At 66.2% G+C, this 18,456-nt stretch carries 24 protein-coding genes and 1 tRNA gene; 10 read left to right on the forward strand and 15 right to left on the reverse strand.

All coding sequences use genetic code 11. The features are described from left to right. Positions 1-19: 19 nt before the first annotated feature. Complete coding sequence (locus BMX07_RS03005) at positions 20-706, forward strand: helix-turn-helix domain-containing protein (protein WP_090613504.1); 687 nt, start codon at positions 20-22, stop codon at positions 704-706. Between the two features lie 66 nt (positions 707-772). On the opposite strand, the gene BMX07_RS03010 is transcribed toward BMX07_RS03005, so the two are convergent. The 3 genes from BMX07_RS03010 to BMX07_RS03020 form a co-directional block, all read right to left on the reverse strand. Further along, positions 773-1,900: a DUF63 family protein gene (locus BMX07_RS03010; protein WP_090613507.1), complete on the reverse strand. Its 1,128-nt coding sequence runs from the start codon at positions 1,898-1,900 to the stop codon at positions 773-775. 96 nt (positions 1,901-1,996) lie between these two features. Next, entirely contained in the window at positions 1,997-2,806 is an 810-nt protein-coding gene (locus tag BMX07_RS03015) for an inositol monophosphatase family protein (RefSeq protein ID WP_090613509.1), read from the reverse strand. Positions 2,807-3,063: 257 nt separating this feature from the next. Continuing rightward, positions 3,064-3,146, reverse strand: a tRNA-Leu gene (locus tag BMX07_RS03020). 612 nt (positions 3,147-3,758) lie between these two features. Here BMX07_RS03020 and BMX07_RS03030 point away from each other — a divergent pair. The 4 genes from BMX07_RS03030 to BMX07_RS03045 all read left to right on the forward strand — a co-directional run bounded on the left by BMX07_RS03030 (position 3,759) and on the right by BMX07_RS03045 (position 6,389). Continuing rightward, the gene (locus tag BMX07_RS03030; RefSeq protein ID WP_090613515.1) at positions 3,759-4,244 is read left to right on the forward strand and encodes a DUF309 domain-containing protein; all 486 of its coding nucleotides are present in this window, start codon (positions 3,759-3,761) and stop codon (positions 4,242-4,244) included. 170 nt (positions 4,245-4,414) lie between these two features. Next, the gene (locus BMX07_RS03035) at positions 4,415-5,212 is read left to right on the forward strand and encodes a M14 family metallopeptidase (protein ID WP_090613518.1); all 798 of its coding nucleotides are present in this window, start codon (positions 4,415-4,417) and stop codon (positions 5,210-5,212) included. 120 nt (positions 5,213-5,332) lie between these two features. Further along, entirely contained in the window at positions 5,333-5,677 is a 345-nt protein-coding gene (locus BMX07_RS03040) for a glutaredoxin family protein (protein WP_090613521.1), read from the forward strand. 127 nt (positions 5,678-5,804) lie between these two features. After that, entirely contained in the window at positions 5,805-6,389 is a 585-nt protein-coding gene (locus tag BMX07_RS03045; RefSeq protein ID WP_090613525.1) for a DUF7110 family protein, read from the forward strand. A gap of 77 nt (positions 6,390-6,466) precedes the next feature. Here the strand turns inward: BMX07_RS03045 and BMX07_RS24955 are convergent, their stop codons facing one another. The 3 genes from BMX07_RS24955 to BMX07_RS24965 form a co-directional block, all read right to left on the reverse strand. Continuing rightward, on the reverse strand, positions 6,467-6,850 hold the full coding sequence (locus tag BMX07_RS24955) for a hypothetical protein (protein ID WP_245742030.1): 384 nt from the start codon (positions 6,848-6,850) through the stop codon (positions 6,467-6,469). A gap of 369 nt (positions 6,851-7,219) precedes the next feature. Beyond that, entirely contained in the window at positions 7,220-7,624 is a 405-nt protein-coding gene (locus BMX07_RS24960; RefSeq protein ID WP_245742031.1) for a hypothetical protein, read from the reverse strand. Further along, positions 7,621-7,815 carry a hypothetical protein gene (locus BMX07_RS24965; protein WP_245742032.1) on the reverse strand — a complete coding sequence of 65 codons (195 nt, stop codon included), beginning with the start codon at positions 7,813-7,815 and terminating at the stop codon, positions 7,621-7,623. The genes BMX07_RS24960 and BMX07_RS24965 overlap by 4 nt, the downstream gene beginning before the upstream one ends. 91 nt (positions 7,816-7,906) lie before the next feature. Between BMX07_RS24965 and BMX07_RS03055 the strand changes: the two genes are divergently transcribed. Beyond that, a complete protein-coding gene (locus BMX07_RS03055; protein ID WP_090613528.1) occupies positions 7,907-8,227 on the forward strand; it encodes a DUF7577 domain-containing protein in 321 nt (106 codons plus the stop codon). A gap of 43 nt (positions 8,228-8,270) precedes the next feature. Here the strand turns inward: BMX07_RS03055 and BMX07_RS03060 are convergent, their stop codons facing one another. From BMX07_RS03060 to BMX07_RS03075, 4 genes are all read right to left on the reverse strand, one after another. Continuing rightward, on the reverse strand, positions 8,271-9,011 hold the full coding sequence (locus BMX07_RS03060) for an SDR family NAD(P)-dependent oxidoreductase (RefSeq protein ID WP_090613530.1): 741 nt from the start codon (positions 9,009-9,011) through the stop codon (positions 8,271-8,273). A 64-nt stretch (positions 9,012-9,075) separates the two neighbouring features. After that, positions 9,076-10,008 (reverse strand): SDR family oxidoreductase, encoded by a 933-nt coding sequence (locus BMX07_RS03065; protein ID WP_090613533.1) that lies wholly within the window; start codon positions 10,006-10,008, stop codon positions 9,076-9,078. Between the two features lie 197 nt (positions 10,009-10,205). Further along, a complete protein-coding gene (locus BMX07_RS03070; RefSeq protein ID WP_090613536.1) occupies positions 10,206-10,997 on the reverse strand; it encodes an endonuclease V in 792 nt (263 codons plus the stop codon). A 69-nt stretch (positions 10,998-11,066) separates the two neighbouring features. Beyond that, positions 11,067-11,993 carry a rhomboid family intramembrane serine protease gene (locus tag BMX07_RS03075; protein WP_090613539.1) on the reverse strand — a complete coding sequence of 309 codons (927 nt, stop codon included), beginning with the start codon at positions 11,991-11,993 and terminating at the stop codon, positions 11,067-11,069. Between the two features lie 166 nt (positions 11,994-12,159). Here BMX07_RS03075 and BMX07_RS03080 point away from each other — a divergent pair, with 166 nt between their 5' ends. Genes BMX07_RS03080 through BMX07_RS03090 form a run of 3 tightly spaced genes read left to right on the forward strand, consistent with a single transcriptional unit; the run spans position 12,160 to position 14,842 of the window. Further along, a complete protein-coding gene (locus tag BMX07_RS03080) occupies positions 12,160-12,600 on the forward strand; it encodes a DUF5788 family protein (protein ID WP_090613541.1) in 441 nt (146 codons plus the stop codon). Continuing rightward, positions 12,600-14,351, forward strand: a complete 1,752-nt coding sequence (polX, locus tag BMX07_RS03085) for a DNA polymerase/3'-5' exonuclease PolX (RefSeq protein WP_090613544.1) — start codon at positions 12,600-12,602, stop codon at positions 14,349-14,351. Before BMX07_RS03080 ends, polX begins: the two co-directional genes overlap by 1 nt. Positions 14,352-14,365: 14 nt before the next feature. Then, positions 14,366-14,842, forward strand: a complete 477-nt coding sequence (locus BMX07_RS03090; protein ID WP_090613547.1) for a Mut7-C RNAse domain-containing protein — start codon at positions 14,366-14,368, stop codon at positions 14,840-14,842. A 44-nt stretch (positions 14,843-14,886) separates the two neighbouring features. Here the strand turns inward: BMX07_RS03090 and BMX07_RS03095 are convergent, their stop codons facing one another. Continuing rightward, positions 14,887-15,639: a PHP-associated domain-containing protein gene (locus BMX07_RS03095; protein ID WP_090614824.1), complete on the reverse strand. Its 753-nt coding sequence runs from the start codon at positions 15,637-15,639 to the stop codon at positions 14,887-14,889. Between the two features lie 37 nt (positions 15,640-15,676). Continuing rightward, complete coding sequence (locus tag BMX07_RS03100) at positions 15,677-16,105, reverse strand: hypothetical protein (RefSeq protein ID WP_090614826.1); 429 nt, start codon at positions 16,103-16,105, stop codon at positions 15,677-15,679. Positions 16,106-16,215: 110 nt separating this feature from the next. Here BMX07_RS03100 and BMX07_RS03105 point away from each other — a divergent pair, with 110 nt between their 5' ends. Beyond that, positions 16,216-16,503 carry a DUF7565 family protein gene (locus BMX07_RS03105; RefSeq protein ID WP_090613550.1) on the forward strand — a complete coding sequence of 96 codons (288 nt, stop codon included), beginning with the start codon at positions 16,216-16,218 and terminating at the stop codon, positions 16,501-16,503. 75 nt (positions 16,504-16,578) lie between these two features. Here the strand turns inward: BMX07_RS03105 and BMX07_RS03110 are convergent, their stop codons facing one another. The 3 genes from BMX07_RS03110 to BMX07_RS03120 all read right to left on the reverse strand — a co-directional run bounded on the left by BMX07_RS03110 (position 16,579) and on the right by BMX07_RS03120 (position 18,177). Continuing rightward, on the reverse strand, positions 16,579-17,385 hold the full coding sequence (locus BMX07_RS03110; RefSeq protein WP_090613552.1) for an alpha/beta hydrolase: 807 nt from the start codon (positions 17,383-17,385) through the stop codon (positions 16,579-16,581). A 175-nt stretch (positions 17,386-17,560) separates the two neighbouring features. Then, on the reverse strand, positions 17,561-17,998 hold the full coding sequence (locus tag BMX07_RS03115) for a transcription elongation factor Spt5 (RefSeq protein WP_008012489.1): 438 nt from the start codon (positions 17,996-17,998) through the stop codon (positions 17,561-17,563). Further along, complete coding sequence (locus BMX07_RS03120) at positions 17,998-18,177, reverse strand: protein translocase SEC61 complex subunit gamma (RefSeq protein ID WP_090613555.1); 180 nt, start codon at positions 18,175-18,177, stop codon at positions 17,998-18,000. Before BMX07_RS03120 ends, BMX07_RS03115 begins: the two co-directional genes overlap by 1 nt. Positions 18,178-18,456 lie beyond the last annotated feature (279 nt).

The following is an 18,456-nucleotide window of genomic DNA, read 5'->3' on the forward strand; positions in this document are numbered from 1 at the left end:
CCTACGCGTAGCTGAGAGCATGAAATATCTCGACGTGACGATCGAGATGCCGACGTGGGCGCGCCACCCGATGCAGGAATTCTGTCGACAGTCGGACGCGATGGGGCAGGTCGAACTCATCACGTGGAACGTCACGGGCGAGGGAGAGGAGTACGCGTTCTTCCGCATCGCGGGGGACATCGACGCCTATCGAGATCGAATCGAGGCGGTCGAATCGGTCCTCGAGTACAACCTGACGCCCATCGACGACGACTCGTTCTACAGCTACGTCGTCCAGCGACCCCGCGAGGCGGAGCGGCTGTGGCGGCAGGCGTTCACGAGCCGCAACCTCGTAGTCGTTCCGCCGATCCGCTACGATGAGGACGTCCGTATGACTCTCACCGTCGTCGGAGACAAAGACGACCTCCGGGCGCTTCTCGAGGAGTTCCCGGCCGAATTCGAACTGACGGTCGAGGAGGTCGGCGACTACGACCGCCGACACGCGACGATCGCCGCCGGCCTGACGGAGAGACAGTTGGAGGCGATCGAGGCCGCGGTCGAGCTCGGCTACTACGCGGTTCCGCGGGAGGCGAGCCTCGAAGCGGTCGCGGAGGCGCTTGGCTGCGCCGAGAGCACCGCGTCGAACCACCTTCGAGAGGCGGAGTCTCGGGTGATGGAGCGACTGGTTCGTCGAACCGCACCGGCGGTCGGCCGGCTAACGGACTGAACGGTCCGCTCTCCGAGCTCTATCGATAGCCATCTGCCGAAGACGCGGCGTCGAAACGGACCCGAATCAGACGCCGAACGTCGCCCGCAGCATGTCTCGAGTGCCGGGACCGAGACCGACGGCGACGACGGTGATCATGAGCAAAATTGCGTAGCGCGGGCTGTCCTCGAAGACCGTCTCGTCGAAGATCCAGATGACGAAGATGGCGGCGGCGATCTTCACGAGCAGGAACGGCCAGGCCGAACCGGTGGCGGCGACGATATCCGCCGGAAGCACGTCGGCGGTGGTGTTGGCGATCGCCCGGTTGATCGGGTGTTTCGGGACGAGGTTCGCCGGCAGTCCGAGCGAAGTCGCCCAGTCGAGGCCGATTACGTTGGCGACCCCGTCGACCGCGTGGGCCCAGATGACGACGACGCCCATGTATCGAGTTCCGCGGTTCAGTTCGGGCGCGTAGCGTTCGATCGCGACCCAGGTGATCGCCGTCGTCAGCGTCGCGCCGACGAGGATCACGAGCGGGACGAGCGGGTAGAACTCCGAGTACGGCTCGGTCGCCGCGACGTAAGCCAGGTAGGCGATGGTGATCGTCAGCGCGGCCGTTCCGATTCCAGCCAGCGGGTACTCGTAGCCCGAGACGTAGCCGTTGCGGTCGAGCCACACGGCGGTCACCACTGCGAAGAGGGCGATGAAGAAGACGGTGAAGTAGATCAGCGGGCTGATGATGAGGCCGGACCACGGCAGCTGGATGGCCATCTCGCCGGTCGCCTCGAAGGCCGCCGCGTTCGCGTCCTCGACGACCCGCAGCGCGCCGCCGAAGAGCATGAACGGGAACAGCGCGAAGAAGCCCGCGCGGTAGCGTTCGATCTCGAGGCGGCGGATGAGGAAGATGACCCCGACCAGCATCAGGACCAGGGTCGGGATGTAGCCGGCGTAGGAGACGAACGTGTAGCCGGGTTCGGCTGTCGGCCCGGCACCGGTACCGGCCTCGCCGCAGGGCACCTGATCGCCGCCGGCCCAGGCGACGCACGACCAGCTGTGCGCGTCGGCGACGACCGGCCCCCAGAAGTACTGCCAGATGATGTCGACGTACACCCGCTGGGGGAACAGGACCGCGCCGAGTACGATAACGGCGGCGAGACTCGCGACGGTCGCGGCCCAGACGCGCTCGGCCCCGTACCGATCGATGAAGTCGTCCATACCCGAATCCGGTATTGGGTGCCGCTTACCGTTTCCGGTTTCAACGCGTGTGACAATCAGGCCCGTCGTCGTCGAGGCCCGATCGACGCGATCGATTCAGTTTCGGTCCTCGATCTCGCGGGCGGCCGCGAGCAGTTCGTCGTGAATCCCGCCGTTCGACGCCACGAGCCCCGTACTGTCGTGTCGCCAGCGCTCCCCCTCGAGATCGGTGACGACGCCGCCCGCCTCGCGGATCAGCCGGACGCCGGCGACGGTGTCCCAGGGATTGGCCCGCAGGTTGGTCATCGTTCCCTCGAGCGCGCCCGAGGCGACCATCGCGAGCTCGAGCTGGGCGCAGCCGTACCGGCGCATGTCGTCGAACCGCTGGACGACCGCGCGGGTGGCTGCGGCGTACTGGTCGCGCTGGTCGCGGTCCCACCAGAGGGTCGGGCAGACGGTGGCGGTTTCGGGATCGGTACAGTTGCTGACCGACAGCGGCTCGTCGTTGCGATACGCCCCGTCGGGACCGACGCGGTAGACGTCCGAGAGCGCGGGACAGTCGAACGCGGCGGCGACCGGTTCGCCGTCGACGACGGCCGCGACGGCGGTGCCGAACGCGCGGCTCCCGTCGACGTAGTTGTTGGTTCCGTCGATCGGGTCGACGATCCAGGCCGGGCCCGTTTCGGGGACCGCTTTCAGCGCGTCCGCCTCCTCGCCGACGATCGGCTCCGTCGGGAACGCCTCGCGGATCGTCTCGATGACTGTCTCCTGCGCGTCGCGATCGGCCTGGGTCACGAAATCGGTCTTTCCGTCCTTCCGTTCGACCGCCAGTTCGGTCCGAAAGGAGTCGGCCGCGACTGCACCACCGCGGTCCGCCGCGCGAACCGCGACGGCCGCGCGACTGGAATCCGGTTCGACGTCACTCATTGTCCGTCATCGGTGGCCCGTGCTGAAAAGTGGTCGTGATAGTCGAGCCGGGACAGTCGTCCGGTCGGATTCTTCCCGGTCCCAGCGGTACCGTCCCGGAGCTTCTCGGTAGATCTCGTGCCAGCGCAGCGAGCCGATCGCTCGCGAGCGCGGACGAAAGCGGCTCGAAATCGGCGACGCCGTCGCTGTCCGCTCCAGCGTCGTCGGCAGAAGTTTGCGAGGGCAAGACGCTCCGTCTTGCCGCGCACTGTGGTGAGTGCGAGGGGAGGGGATCGAACCCACGAACTCCTACGAGAGCGGATCTTGAGTCCGCCGCCGTTGACCGCTTGGCTACCCTCGCACGCAGTCGCATCTGAGACGCTCATCGCGGTTAAATCGTCCGATTCGAGCCGCGGGTCGTCCACCCCGTTCGGGGGCGACCGCGTCGGAAACGGGCTCGAGACCGCCTACTCGTCGACTCCGGCAGCCGTCTCGGACCGCCGGACCAGTTCGGCGACGAACCAGCGTTTCAGCCCCATCGTCGCCGCCATCGGGTGTAGCCGGCGAAGATCAACAGGGGATAGGCGAGCAGCCGCGTCCACCCGCTTTTCGGTTCGAATGCCGGTCCCAGACCGAATCGGGTAGCATACGTCCGTCTCGGTGGCTATCCGACAAAACGATTCCGCAGGCGGGGCTCGAGGCCAGCGAGGGTCTCGCGATCACCGCTGGGACTCGGCCCGGTCGGACCGCTCGCGCCTCGAGGGCATCGTCCACGTCCCGACGCTCGCAGTTGAGACACTGGTCGCCGCCATCGATGTGTGCGTAGAGGCGCTCCCCGCAGTGCTGACACCGGGCGTCGGGTGTGGTCATCGAGTCGGTGTCGCGAACCGGACCGGAATACGGCCGGCGCTTCCACGTGAGAGGTGCGACAGTGAGCGACGGAATTACCCGCGAGCAGCCCGCTCGTTCGTCTATGGACGACCACACCCGCGACCCCTCCGTCGCACCGCCCGCCGGAAACCCGACGGGATGGGAGCCGTCCGCGGGTCGCTGGGAGCACGCGACGCTGCGTCGGGCGACCGTGCACGGCGTCCGGCTGTTCAACGACGGCGCGTTCCACGAGTCACACGATTGCTTCGAGGACGAGTGGTACAACTACGGGAACGGCTCCACCGAGAGCCGGTTCCTCCACGGAATGGTGCAGGTGGCCGCTGGAGCCTACAAACGCGTCGACTTCGAGAACGACTCCGGAATGCGGAGCCTCTTCGAAACGGCGCTCCAGTACCTCCGGCCCGTTCCGGACGACTACTACGGCGTCGACGTGCCCGTCGTTCGGACCGCGCTCACGAACGCCCTCGCGGAGCCGGACCGAATCGACGGCTGGCGGATTCCACTCGACGGCGAGTGCCCGGTCGCTCGAGCCATCGACGAGGAGTACGCCGCCGCCCTCGAGGACTGAGCGAACCGTCGCGAATCTCACCCGGCGTGACAGATCGGCCGCGGCCGGGCAGTCGAGCCCCGCTCAGCGGGTGGCGTCGGTACGGACGGGGGCGTTCGCTCGCGATCGGTGACCCATTCGCGCTGTGAAAGACCGAATCGCCTTTCCCGACGCAGCCCAACTATCACGTAATGAAAGTCGCACAGCTCGGGTCGGGAACGCCGGAAATCGCAGTCGTCGCGGGCGTTCACGGGGACGAACCCTGTGGCGTCCGGGCCGTCGAGCGGTTGCTCGACGATCGCCCGACCGTCAAACGCCCCGTCAAGCTCATCGTCGCCAACGAGGAGGCGCTCGAGCGGCGGGTGCGGTTCGTCGACGAAGATCTCAACCGCGCGTTCCCCGGCGATCCGGACGCGAAGACGCACGAAGGACAGCTCGCAGACGAACTCGTCTCCGAACTGGCGGGCTGTCTGACCTTCTCGATGCACTCGACGCAGAGCCACGCCGAGCCGTTCGCCATCGTCAACGGCGTCAGCGAGACGGCGAAAGCGCTCGTCCCGCAGCTGCCGGTGGCGGCGATGGTCGAGACGAGCAACTTCGCGGAGGGGCGGCTCTTCTCCGCGATCGATACGATCGAGGTCGAGTGCGGACTGCAGGGCTCGGAGACTGCCGCCGAGAACGCCGATCGCCTGACGCGAGCATTCCTGACCGCGGTCGACGCGCTGCCGGGCGATACGATCCACAGCGACCTCCCGGTCTACCGGCTCACCGACGTCATCAACAAGGGACAGGCCAGCACGTACGAAGTCTTCGTCGACAACTTCACCCAGGTCGAAGCGGGCGCGCCCTTCGCCGCGGCCGACGGCGACAAGCAGGTCGCCGACGAGCCGTTCTATCCGGTCCTCATGTCCTCGAACGGCTACCGGGACGTCTTCGGCTACGCCGCCGAGAAACTCGAGGTCCTCGAGACGCCCCCCGCGGCGGACTGACCGCTCGCGTTCGCGCCGGCCGCCGGCGTCCTCGTGGCTGCCACGTTCGCTGTCGTGCCCCCCCGATTCGACAGTGCCGACGACGCAAGGCATATGCCGCACACGGTCCTATGAGCGTGTATGGAATTCCCACCGAACCAGGGTCTCGATCAGGACGAAGTCGACGAGCAGGTCGCCGACGCCATCGCGGAAAACGAGGTCGTTCTCTTCATGAAGGGGACGGAGCTGATGCCACAGTGTGGCTACTCGCGTAAGGCGCTCGGCCTGATCGACCAGCACCGCGACGAGTACGAGACCGTCGACGTCCTCGAGTCGCTCGACGAGTTCCGCGCGGCGCTCAACGAGGAGAGCGGCTGGGAGACCATCCCGCAGACGTTCGTCGACGGCGAGTTCGTCGGCGGCTCCGACGTGCTCGAGGAACTCGAGGAACGCGGCGAACTCGCGGAGACGCTCGACGCAGCGTGACGGTCGCGCCGTCGTACCGTGGGGCGACAAATTCGTTAATACTGATAAATCATGGATTTAATAGCAGGTCATATAAGTCACCCCCTCGTACTAGAAGACCACGACTATCGCCGTAACCCTTCCCACTATGTCAACAGAGGAATCCAGACACGTTTATCGGCTGCACTCGACACTCGAACTGCCACTCGAAGATCTCCACGATCACATCGACGAGGCGACGTTTCCGGCGGGGGTCGAGGACGTCGAAATCACGAGACGGAACAACACGCTCATACTCAAGGCCGTCGCGGAGGACCAGTCCGTCAGTAAGTACACGCCGACGGCCCAGCTCAAGGCCAGCGTCACGGAGAACCGGGTCTACGAGGAGGACCCGGACGAACGCAGACAGAAATCCTTCAGCTGGGACGAGGAGGAAGAGGAGGAAATCGAGTCGGAACTCGTCGAGTTCGCCGCGTTCAAAGGCGACCGCGAGACCGTCCTGCAGAACTCGCTGCTCCAGTACCAGATGTTCCTCGTCCTCTGTGGAATCGCCGAAGCGGCCGAGAAAGGCACCCTGACGGCGATCTCGGAGTGCGATGGCGACCTCGAGGCGACCCGGATCGTCGACGGCGAGCCGCGGCCGGCCGATATCGAGGTCGTCGAGGGGCCACGCGATCACGGCTCCGGACAGGGCGGCGTCAACTGGCGGGACAACAAGTTCATCACGGACTGAGCGTATCGACCTGTTCTCTCTCCGGAAACGGCAGTGGGGACCCGAGCCACCGTCCGCAACGATCGAATAGCGACGACTCACCCGTCATCGACGATGCGGTCGTACACGTCCGGAGACTCCCGCAGTCTCGCTCGTCCGAGGAGGTCGTTGAGATACGCCTGTACTCGCTCGTTCCACGGCTTCCACGACGATCCCGCCCAGGAATTCCGATCGACGTCCGCGACCCGGATGTTCCCGATCGCCGGCTCCGAGAGGACGGTCGTGAACGGAGCCGGGTCCGGGCCGAGTACCGTCTCGTAGGTGGCTTTCGCCCGCCGTTTTTCGTCGAGAACGTGTCCGGGATCGAACGTCTCGTCGTCGGCGGTCAGTTCGAGTTCCGCGACTGCGTACTCGTGGGCGCGCCAGTCGATCAGGCCTCTCGAGCCCCCGAGGACCCGGAGCACGGGGAAGTCGTCGTCCACCGTCGTCTTCCAGAGGGACGCGAACTCGGCCGGGAAACACCACCGTACGAGCCGACTGTGTGCGAACTCGTACGGTCCGTACGAGTCGACGTCCTCGCCGATGTACGACGATCGGACCTCGTCTCGCGTCGGTATCGGCTCGAGATCGCGTTCGAGGTCGTCGAGGACACCACCGAGGTGGTCGTCGTATCTCTCGTCGGCACCCTCGACGGTCTCCCACAGGCGGTCGCGGTATCGCTCCGCGCTCTCGACCGCGAGCTCCGCACGCAGGAGTTCGGACGTGATCGTCCCGATCTCGCGCGGGTCGGACGCGGATATCTCTGTCTCGGCCCCGTCGCCATCGGCTTTGCGAACGGCGTCGAGACCGTGTCAGTCGGCGAGGGTACGACCGCGCTGGAGCTCGAGTTCGATGTGGCTGTACCACGCCAGGTCGCGCTCCGGCTCGCGGACCGGATACGAACCGATCGCGCCGACGACGGCGTCGATTCGATCGAGCAGCGCGACGGCACGGTCGGCGAGGTCGGCGAGATCCGCCTCGCCGAGTTCCGCCCGAGCGCGTCCCAGGTCCTCACCGGCGAATCGAATCCCGTACGTGGCGTCGAACAGCGCCTCGCGGTAGTCGCCGTCCGCGAGCGACGCGTCGGCGCTCTCGAGCCACCCGCCGGAACCGCGGGGGCGCGATTCGTCCCGATCGATCTCCTCCCAGCGCGCGATCGCCTCGGCCTCGGTCTCGGCGAGTAGCGCGACCGCTTCCCGGGCGTGGTCCGCCGTCACGGTCGGTCGCCAGAGCGAACTCGCCGCGGGCGGCGTCGGATAGTAGTCGTCGCCCAGTCGGCCAGTACGTTCGGGAGCGCCGTCGGTCGCGTCACGCCGACGGCGACGACGGTACTCCCACCGAGTCCGGCACCGCCGGCGAGCCCGCCGAGAAGCTGTCGCCGGCTGAGAGCGGACGGGTCGGGGACCATAGTCTCTGCCCATATTTCATTAATTAAATACTTTCTTCTAGCGATTCGTGACGACGATAGACGTTTGTATTCCCGGTAGCCAACGTCGACTATGGACGATCCGGGACCGTACGCACTTCTCGGCCGCCTCGCCGTGGCGGCCTTCGTGATGATCGCGCCGACGCTTTGTTTTCTGGGGTTAGTCCGGGGGCTCGAGCGACTCCGCGACGACGATCTGATAACCGAGTGGCAGCGGGCTCGCGGGATCGAGCACGACGTCACGGAGTACGACGACGTGCTCGCGGTGCTGGCGAGCGGCGCCGGCGTCGACGCCGACAGTTCGTCGATGGTTCAGTGTTCGGCCTGCGGAGCGGTGAACCGGACCGGCGTGACGTACTGTCGCGACTGTCAGGGGCGGCTGCGCTCGTCCTGACGGGGAGGGATCGGCACACAGTCGCGAACTCGCACCGGAACCGTTACCCGAGCCGTTCTTCCCACTCCTCGGTGGTCATCGACTCGCCGGTCACGCCGTCGGGCCCCTGCGCCGCGAGCAGCGCGGCGGCGTCGTCCATCACGTCCGGCTGCAGGATCTCCTCGCGTTCGTCGTCCGGCAGATGCGCCCAGATCTCCGTGTTGACCCGGCCGCCGGGATCGATCGCGTTGACGTTGATGCCGTCGTCCTCCACCTCGAGGGCGATCGCCCGAGTGAACCCCTCGAGTCCCCACTTCGAGGTGATGTACGGCGCGGCGTTGGGAACCGCGTATCTGCCGAGCCCCGACGAGACGTTCAGGACGTTTCCGGACGGCTGGTCGGCCTCGAGCATCGCCTCGAGGACCCGCTTGGTGAACAGATAGACGCCGTTGACGTTGACGTCCATGACGCGCTTCCACTCGTCTTCGTCCGTGTTGACGAGCGAGCCGCGTTCGTCGCCGAAGTGTCGTCCCGGGACGCCAGCGTTGTTGATCAGCGTGTCGACGCCGCCGAACCGGTCGACGGTCGACTGGACGACCTCGTCGACAGCGTCGGAGTCGCGAACGTCGGCCGGCGCGACCAGCGTCTCGCCGGCAGCCTCGTCGGCGACGGTCTGGAGTTCGTCTTCACTTCGGGCGACGAGGACGACGGCAGCCCCCCGCTCGGAGAGATGGAGCGCCATCGAACGTCCGAGTCCCTTGCTCGCGCCGGTCACGATGATCGTCTCGTCGTCTAGGTCCGTCATGTGGTCGGGGGTTCGAAATCCAGTGAGTAATACGTTCCCACATGTCGATATCCCGGCGGCGAACTCACACCAGTTTTCGCAACAGCCCGTAGACCGCATCGCGGAGCCGATCCGGGAGGTACCGGGCGTACAGTCCGTACTGGGCGAGCGGGCCGACCGGGTACCGCGCCGGCGGATTGGTGCTGGTCGCGGACTCGAGGATCGCGTCGGCGACGTCCGCGGGCTCGGAGGCGAAGGGACCGCCGCTGCCGCCGCCGATCAACTGAGCCTCGTCGTAGAGTTCGTACAGCGACTCGTACGCCGGCGTTCGCTCGTCCTCCGGGAGTTCCTCGTCGACGCGCTCGGTGAACGCCGACTCGACCGGCCCGGGTTCGATCAGCACCACGTCGATGTCGAACTCGTCGACTTCGGCGCGCAACGAGTCGCTCATCGCCTCGAGCGCGTATTTCGAGCCAGAGTACGCGCCCGAGCCGGGAAACGAGATCCGTCCGGCGACGCTCGAGACGTTGATAATTCGGCCCTCGCCCTGCGCGCGCATGTGCGGCAGTGCAGCGCGGGTCAGTCGATGGGGGCCGTAGACGTTGACGTCGAACTGGCGGTGCAGATCGACCGTCGCGACGTCCTCGAGCGGCCCCATCTGGGCGTAGCCGGCGTTGTTGACGACGCAGTCGATCGAGCCGGCGATATCGACGGTCTCCTCGACGGCCGACGCGACCGCTTCGGGGTCGGTCACGTCTAACTCGAGCGTCTCGCAGCCCGCGTCCGCCAGCTCGGCGACGTCGTCGGCGTTCCGGGCCGTCGCGAACACCTGCCAGTCCTCCCCGAGGAAGGCCCGGGCGGTCGCGCGGCCGATTCCCGACGAGCAGCCCGTGATCAGCACCGATTTCTTGCGGGTGTACCGGTCGCTATCGGTCGCCCCGCGCTCGCGTTCGTCCTCTCCGACGGTCCCATCCGGCCCGTCATCGGCTGTCCTGTCGACGTCCTCAGCGGTGGCCATACGTGACCGGTTCGTGAGACGATACCTAAGTATCGACGGTTTGTCGCGCTATTCGTACCGTCCGTAATTGAATGGGGTCGCGGAAGCGAGAACGAGTACGTGACGGCACCGACCGTCGCTCCGAAAGCCCTCAGCCCCTTTCGGTCCCTCCCGCCGCGAGCGATTGCTCGGGCTGCTGCAACCGGTGAACTGGCGGGCTACTCGGTGAGATTCCGTTTCGCCTCGTCGGCGTACTGATCCGCCAGCCGGACCGGCTCGGGGAGCTTGTACGACGAAGCGAGCGCGAGTACGACGTCGGCCGCCGTCTCGGGACCGACGCGGTGGCCGGGGCTGACGTAAAGCGGGTTGATGTACCGGTTCGGCGAGTCGTACTGGCGCGTCTGCACGGCGTAGCCCAGCAGAGTGCCGTCGGGCGCGTCGACCCGCGAGTTCGACTCGATGGCGACCCTGGTCCCCTCGAGGAGGTCGTCGGTGTCCTCCCGCGGCGTCCCACAGAGGAGGCTCTTCGCGACGCCGATGCTCGGCACGTCCCGGACGACACCCATGTGCGTCGCGATGCCGGCCTGCCGGAAGTGGATGCGGCCGCTGCCGTCGAACAGGAGCAGGTCGGGCTCGACCGAGAGTTCGTCGAGCGCCGCCAGAATCGGTGCTCCCTCGCGGAAGGAGAGGAGGCCGGGAACGTAGGGAATCTCGAGGGGCGTCACGGCGTGGACGCGTTCGATCACTTCGCCGCCGCGCGTGGCGACGACGGCGCTCAGCGCGCGATCCTGGTCCCCGTCCTCGTTCGTGAGAAACGACTGGTCGACGCCGACGACGACCGGCGGATCACCCGCGCTCGCGGTCGTCGCGAGCGGGTTCGAAAGCGTTGCGGGATCGAACGCGAAGTCGTCTTCGAAGACGGCCGCATCGGCGATCTCGCGCTGCAGCGCCTCCATCTCCGCGCGCGAGAGGCCGGCGTCGGGTGCGAGGTCGGGACGGGGGTGTCTCATCTGGGTCGGTGGTAGACGCCGCGCGACAATCAGTTGCTGGGGTGTGCGAGCGGCGAACCGTCGGGGCCGTTAGAACCGGCCGCGGCCGGGACCACCAGGGCCGCCGGGACCGCCGGGACCGCCACCGCCGCCGAACTCGAGGCGACTCGGCGCGCTGACGTTTCGGTTCTGCTTGAGGTACTGTCCGTAGGCGAGGCCGATCACGAGACCGACGAGATGGGCCATGTGTGCGATGTTGCCTCCGCCGCCGGTGCTGAGGAAGAAGACGCTAATGAAGGCGTAACCAGCAGTGAGCAGCCAGATCGGGACCGGGAGAATGAAGTAGAGATAGACCTTGAGACCGGGGTTCAGGATCGTCAGAACGCCCATGATCGCGAGCGCTGCACCGCTGGCTCCGAGGACGACGGTCGGGCTTCCCTGGGCGATCGAAATCCCGACCTGACTGAGTCCGGCGAGGACGCCGCTGACGACGAACAGGATCGCGAAGTTCCGCGAGCCGACGTACCGCTCGACGAGCGGCCCGAAGAAGAATATCACGATGCTGTTTCCGACGATGTGCATGAAGTTCGCCGTACTGTGGGCGAAGATGGACGTAACCCATGTCCAGACGTACTCGACGTTCCACGACGTCAGCACGAACAGCGACTGGTAGAGTGAGGCGTTCCCGAACAGCCCGACGATCAACTGAGCGAAGAACGTCATCCACATCAGCGCGAGGAACGTGTACGTCATATTCCCGCGGAAGTACGCCAGCGGCCCGCCCGTGCCGGTATTGACCGGGACTTTGTCGGCCAGACTCGAGGCCCGTGACGTGCTCCCGCCGTTGACGCTGTCGTCGAAACCGCTGTCGAAGACGCCCTGGGGATCGTTCCAGTTCTGGAGCCCCGAGCAGTCGTGGTTCTCGGGGAGCCGATGGTCGGCACAGTAGGTGCCGCCGCAGTGCCGACAGTTGTACGGCATGTTTTCGTCCTTCCCACACACGTCGCACTTGGCCATTGACCGGGGGTATGTGCGGAGTAGCTAAGGGATTTGGGGTTTGGCCGTCACGACGAGACGCCACGTCCCCCGTCCGAACGGGCACACCCCTCGAGTCGGTGCCGCCGGCAGTGCCAGCGCCGCTGTAGACTGTACATTTTTGCCTCCGCACTCCCCATATCGAGGTGTGCAAGAGTACGAGCGCAAGCAACTGCTCGAGCGCGTCGAGCGCGAGGGCGCGACCGTCGGCGCGGACATCCCGGAGACGATCACGGTTCAGGGGGAGGCGATCGACCTCCGGACGTTCGTCTTCGAGATCAAGCGCCGCGAGACGGTGCCCGCCGGCGAACGCGAGCGCGTCGAGCAGGCCAAGAAGAACCTGCGACGCGAGCGACTCGAGCGACTCGAGCGGATCGAGGAGGGGGAGATCAGCCGCGAAACGGGCGAGGAGCTCGTTCAGAGCATCATCGGCATCGATCGGGCGTTGAACGCCCTCGAGAATCTGGGGCCGACGGACTTAGAGCGCGAGCAGAAGGTCCAGCAAGCACAGGACCGCAAGCGCTGGATGTCCTTCCTGAAGAAGGCGCTGGGTCAGGAGGACGACGCCAGTGCGCGGAGGGGTCGCTGATGGCGACCAACGCCGAGATCGCCGCCCGCTTCGAGGAGTTCGCCGACCTGCTCGAGGCCGACGACGTCGAGTACAAGCCCCGCGCGTACCGGCGCGCGGCGGAGAACATCCGCGCGCACCCGTCCCCGATCGCCGACCGGGTCGAGGCCGGCGACCGCGAGGTCGTCGAGAACATCGACGGCGTCGGCGACGCCATCTCGTCGAAGATCGTCGAGTACGTCGAGACCGGAAAAATCGAGGAACTCGAGGAGCTCCGCGCCGAGCTCCCCATCGACATCGCCGACATCACCCGCATCGAGGGGGTCGGTCCCAAGACCGCGGGCACGCTCTACCGCGAACTCGGGGTCCAGACGCTGGACGATCTCGAGGACGCGGCGGAAGCCGGCGAGGTCCGGGACGTGAAGGGGTTCGGGCCGAAAACGGAGGAGAACATCCTCGAGAACCTCGAGTTCGCCCGGACCGTCGGCCAGCGCCAGTTGCTGGGCGAGGCGCGACCGCTGGCGGACGACGTGCTCGCGTTCCTCGAGTCGATCGACGCGGTCGAGCGCTGCGAGGTAGCGGGCTCGATCCGCCGGTGGCGCGAGACGATCGGTGACGTGGACGTCCTCGCGGCGACGGACGCCGGGGAGGCCGTGATCGAGCGGTTCGTCGACTGGGACTCGGTCGACGACGAGATCGAGTCCGGGCCCGAGAAGGCCAGCGTCCGCGTCGGCGAGATCCGCGTCGACCTGCGGGTGGTCGTCCCGGCGGAGTTCGGTGCCGCCCTGCAGTACTTCACCGGGAGCAAGGATCACAACGTCAGCCTGCGCAACTACGCGATCGATCGCGGGATGAAGCTGAACGAGTACGGCGCGTTCGACGTGAGCGACATCGACGACCCCGATTCGGGACAGCGGGTCGGCGAGCGCGTCGCGGGCGAGACGGAAGCGGGAATGTACGAGGCGCTCGGATTGCCCTGGATGCCACCGGAGCTTCGCGAGGATCGCGGCGAGATCGCAGCCGCCGAGAACGGGGAGTTACCGACCCTCGTCACTCGCGACGATATCCGCGGCGACTGCCACACTCACACCGAGTGGTCCGACGGGAACAACACGATCGCGGAGATGGTCGCGGCCGCCGCCGAGCGCGGCTACGACTACTTCGGGATCGCCGACCACGCCGACGGACCCGGCGTCGTCGGCGGGATGGGGCTCTCCGATACCGAAATCCTCGAGCAGGTCGAGGCGATCCGCGAGGTCGGTGCTGCGGCCGAGATAGAGGTCTTTGCGGGGATCGAAGCCAACGTCGACGCCGACGGCGAGATCGGTCTCTCGGACGAGGTGATCGAGGCGCTCGACGTGATCGTCGCCTCGCCGCACAGCGCGCTCGATCAGGACGCCGAAACCGCAACCGAGCGGCTTATCAACGCCGTCGAAAACCCGTCGATCGATGTGTTGGGCCACCCGAGCGGGCGCTTGCTCAACCAGCGCTCCGGGCTCGACTACGATATCTCGGCCGTCGCGAACGCCGCCGCCGAGCACGACACCGCACTCGAGGTCAACAGCGATCCCCGCCGGCTCGACCTGTGGGGAAGCGCCGTGCAGGCTGCGCTCGAGGAGGGTGCACCGATCGCGATCAACACCGACTCCCACCAGCCCTCGACGCTCGAGTACATGCGCTGGGGCGTTCACACCGCCCGGCGCGGATGGACCGAACCGGACGACGTGATCAACGCCTGGGAACTCGAGCGGCTCCGGGAGTTCCTCCACTAGACGATCCGAGTCCGATGCGTCTCCTCCTCGACGTCATGTGCGGCGGGCTCGTCTCCTACCTGCGGATGTGCAATCACGATACGGCGTACGCCGGCGACCGCGGGCTCGAGGCCGACGACGACCTGATCGCCGTCGCTCGAGCGGAAGACCGGACGGTCGTCACTCGAGACGTCCCCCTCGCGGACCGCGTCGAGGAGTCGATCCTGCTCGCGTCCCGCAACGTCGAGAACCAGCTTGCGGCGCTCGACGCGGCGGGTATCGACCTCACGCTGGCGGACGACCCCGGTTTCTGTGGGCGGTGTAACGGGCCGCTCGAGCGTGTCGATCCGACGGCATCGACCCCGGAGTACGCGCCCGATCCGGCACCGATCGAGGTCTGGGTCTGTCGTGACTGCGGCCAACACTTCTGGCGCGGCAGTCACTGGGAACGCGTTGCGGAGACGCTCGCGGCGGTCCGAGAATCGCCCGCAGACGCGACGGAGAATCCGTGACGCGACGCGTTTCGACTCGGCGAAACCGCCGGAATCACCTGCCGCTAATAGACGGCCACGTCGTCGAATCGCCCCTCGTAGGCGATATGCTGGGGATGGGTCGGCTCCGTTCCCGAGAGGAACAGCCGGTCGATCTTCTTCCAGGTGTTCTCGTAGACGAGGTGGCCGAGTTCCGCCGCGGTCGTCGCCCACCCCTCGAGGCCGTCGTCGTAGACGACGCGGCGGGCGATTCGGTCCTCGAGCGCGTTCAAGAGGTCGGCTTCGGTCTCGATGGTCGCGTCGAACGCGGTGTGGGCGACGCCGACCGACCGTGTCAGATGAGCGTACGAAGAGGTAAACGGCGGGAGCGAGCAACGTTCCGCGAGTTCGCGCGCACGTCGATTGTCCCACGGGAAGTGGCGCGGGTTGAAAATCTCGACGGCGTCGATCACGTTCGCGTACGCCCGCAGATCCGCCTCGGTGAGGCTGACGTTCGCGAACTCGGGATGCGGGACGAGCACCGTCGCATCCTGCCGGTCGAACTCGGCCATCGCCACCTCGAACGGGATGAAATCCGGGACGGGGTCCGTGAGTCCGATCGCGAGGATGTGTTTGCGATCCCGCCACGTGCCGGCAAACACCTCGCGACCGGGGACCACCAGCAGCTCCTCGTCGGAGTAGGCCGCTGCTCGCTCGCGAATCTCCGGAAGTCGGGTGAAGTGGGGTGCGTAGACGATCGCGTCGAGCCCGATCCGTTTGGCCCGCTCGACGACGCGGTCGTCCAGCACCTTCACGTGACAGTCGACTCGAAACGTCACTCCGTCGGTCACGACCGTCACTTTCGGGACAGCCGAGTTATGGATTCTGATTTGGCGGCCACTCGAGGGTCGCCTTGATCGCGTCGACGATCGGAACGACCGGCTCGTCCGGATCGATCGCGATGAAGAGGCCGTCGTCGCCGACGTAGACGCGGAGGATCTTCAGGTAGTCCATCGCCATCGTGATGTACTCGACGCGCTCCGCGTCCGGAAACAGCGTGTTCCGAAAGAGCGTGCGCTGCATGAAGTCCATGTGGACGTTCGTGTGGATCCGCTCGAAGTGCTCGAGCATCGCGTCGCGGCTCTCGTACATCGAGACGGTTCGATCGTCGACGTAGAGCGACCGGAACGACTCGGTATCGTACTCGCAGAACGTGTACAGCGGCCCCGATGCCGTCTTCTGGACGACGCGGCGGACGTGATCGGCGTCGAAGGCGGCCAGTTCGGACCTGTTACTCGCCGGCATACCCCGACGGACGAGCCCGACGACCGAAGCGCTATCGGGCACGTGTATTCCGGTCGACGGCCGTCGCTGCGAAAGGATCATTAGGACGGCCGTTCGAGTGCCAGTATCGAATGGCCTGGGAATGCGGAATCGCCGGCTGCGGAACGGTCTTCGAGGACGTCGAGTCGGCCGTAGTCCATCAGGCGACGGAACACCAGCGCCGCGAGTGCGGGGTCTGCGGAACCGTCGTTCCGGACGGCTATCTCGCGATTCGCCACGCGTTTACCGAACACAGCCGCGCGGAGTACGTCCGCGCCTACGGCGCCAGCTCCGAGGACGTCCGCGAACGTGAAGAACTGCTCGAGGAGGTCGAGTCGGAAGCGGACATGCAATCGATCGCCACGGAACTGAAACGGTAGCGACCGCCGCCCGTTCCGTCGTCCGCTCGATCCGTCTCGGCCCCGACCGACTCCCGTCGACGCGTCGGACGGGTATCAGTAGTTGCCGACGATCGCCGAGACACACCCCGGGCTCTCCTTGTACGACGTGTGATCCGAAACCGAGTCGCTCACGTCGACGTCGTCGTAGTTGTTCGGCGTCGTCCCGTCGCAGAACCAGCCGCTGCAGTCGGCCTGCCCATCCCCGAGTCGTGCGATCGAGTCGTTCGTCGAGTAGTAGTTGTGCACCTCGCCGGCCGAGTCCCGAATCGCGTCGCCGAAATCACCGCAGTCGCAGGGGGCGTCCGATACTTCGTAGGAGCCAATACTGTCGGCCGTCTCGACCGTGAACGAACCGCCGATCGCCGCGAGCGTCTCCATCTGGACGATGCCGCCCATCGAGTGACCGAGGAGTCGGATCGTCGTCCCCGGGTTCGCATCCGTGTACGCGCCGAGCCAGCTCGCGAACTGTGCGCCGGTGTCTCTGGCGCTCGCTTCGGCCGACCACGGGAGTCCGCTGTCGTCCCAGGTGACGGCCGTTACGGTTTCGGTGTAGCCGACGTCCCTGGCCGTCTGCTGGAACGTTCTCGCCCCGCTCACGCTGGTCGACGAGCCCGTGTAGCCGTGAACGACGAACGCGACCTCGTCTTCGCCCTGCGGCGCGTCGGCTATCGGCGGCGTTCCGCCCCGGAAGTCGACCTCCATGATTTCGTCCGTGTCGGCCGCTGTCGACCCCGAGGCAGCGCTCAGCCCCGCGCCCGCGGCGATCGCAGTCGCCGTCGTCCGGAGTAGCCGCCGTCTCGAGAGATCGGTCGCCGAATCGCTGTTCTCCGTCGCCGAATCCGCGTGTGCATCCGATGTCATGGGAAGATGTTCGTGTCTTGATAACGAACACCAACCAGTTCTGGACGATCGCCGATAGTGATTTTTCTTGGAAACTGAGCATCTTTATGAACAGACGGATACGGGACGGGTGAACCGATGCGGTATCGCTCGTCGGAATGGGTACGCGGCGGCGCTGTAACGCTCGGTGCGCGCGTTAGCGCTCGTCGCTGTCGAGAACGCGAATCTGATCGCCCCGAACCGTGACCGGAATCGGAACCGTCGCCTCGTACAGTTCGACCGTCACCTGATCTTTGCCCTCGTCGATGCGCTGAACCTGCGCCTTCTCGCCTTTGAACGGACCGGCGATCAGTTCGACGATGTCGCCCTCGGCGATCCCCTCGACGTCCGGTTTCGGCGAGAGGAAGTGCTCGACTTCCGAAATATCTGACTCACCGGGAACGATGCTCCGCGCGTGCGGAATATCCTCGAGAACCCGATTGAGGACCGCGTCGCCGTCGGCCTCGACCATGACGTAGGATGTCAGCGAGTCCGGCGCCAGTGCGGCGTGAATCTCCGGTTCTTCGCGGTTGATGATCATATCGGCGACGGTGCGCTCCTGGCTCGCCGTCGTTTTGACAGCGAAGATACCCACTAGATGCCACCACCGTTCGTCAGGAAGAGCATGATCGCGCCGATGAGGAAGCCAACGAGGCCGACCAGGAAGATTCCTGCACCGGCGATTTTCGATACCTGGAGGAACTCCTCGGTAGTGGGTGTCGTCGCCATCTTCAACACCCGAACGTACGAGGTCAGGTCGTACGGAACGTCCATATCTGTCTATTCACACCGCGGGGTCTTTTATCTGTCTTTCGTGTCTGTCGAACGACCACCGCCGGAAGCGGCCGATCCGCGGCGACGAAGCCCGGTCCGGACCGACGTTGCACTCGACGGCCCCGCGTCCAGACGACTCGACCACGAATCGCCGGACATGGCCGAAGCCGACGCCGACAGAGCGAACGAGTACGAGGCGGAGCGAACGGCGGAGATCGAGGACGAACTCGAGCGCGTCGACCGCGTCCGGATCGCGGTCGACGAGGTCGTTCGGACCGT

Origin of the sequence: Natrinema salaciae, assembly GCF_900110865.1 — an archaeon.
Classification (GTDB): Archaea; Halobacteriota; Halobacteria; order Halobacteriales; family Natrialbaceae; genus Natrinema; species Natrinema salaciae.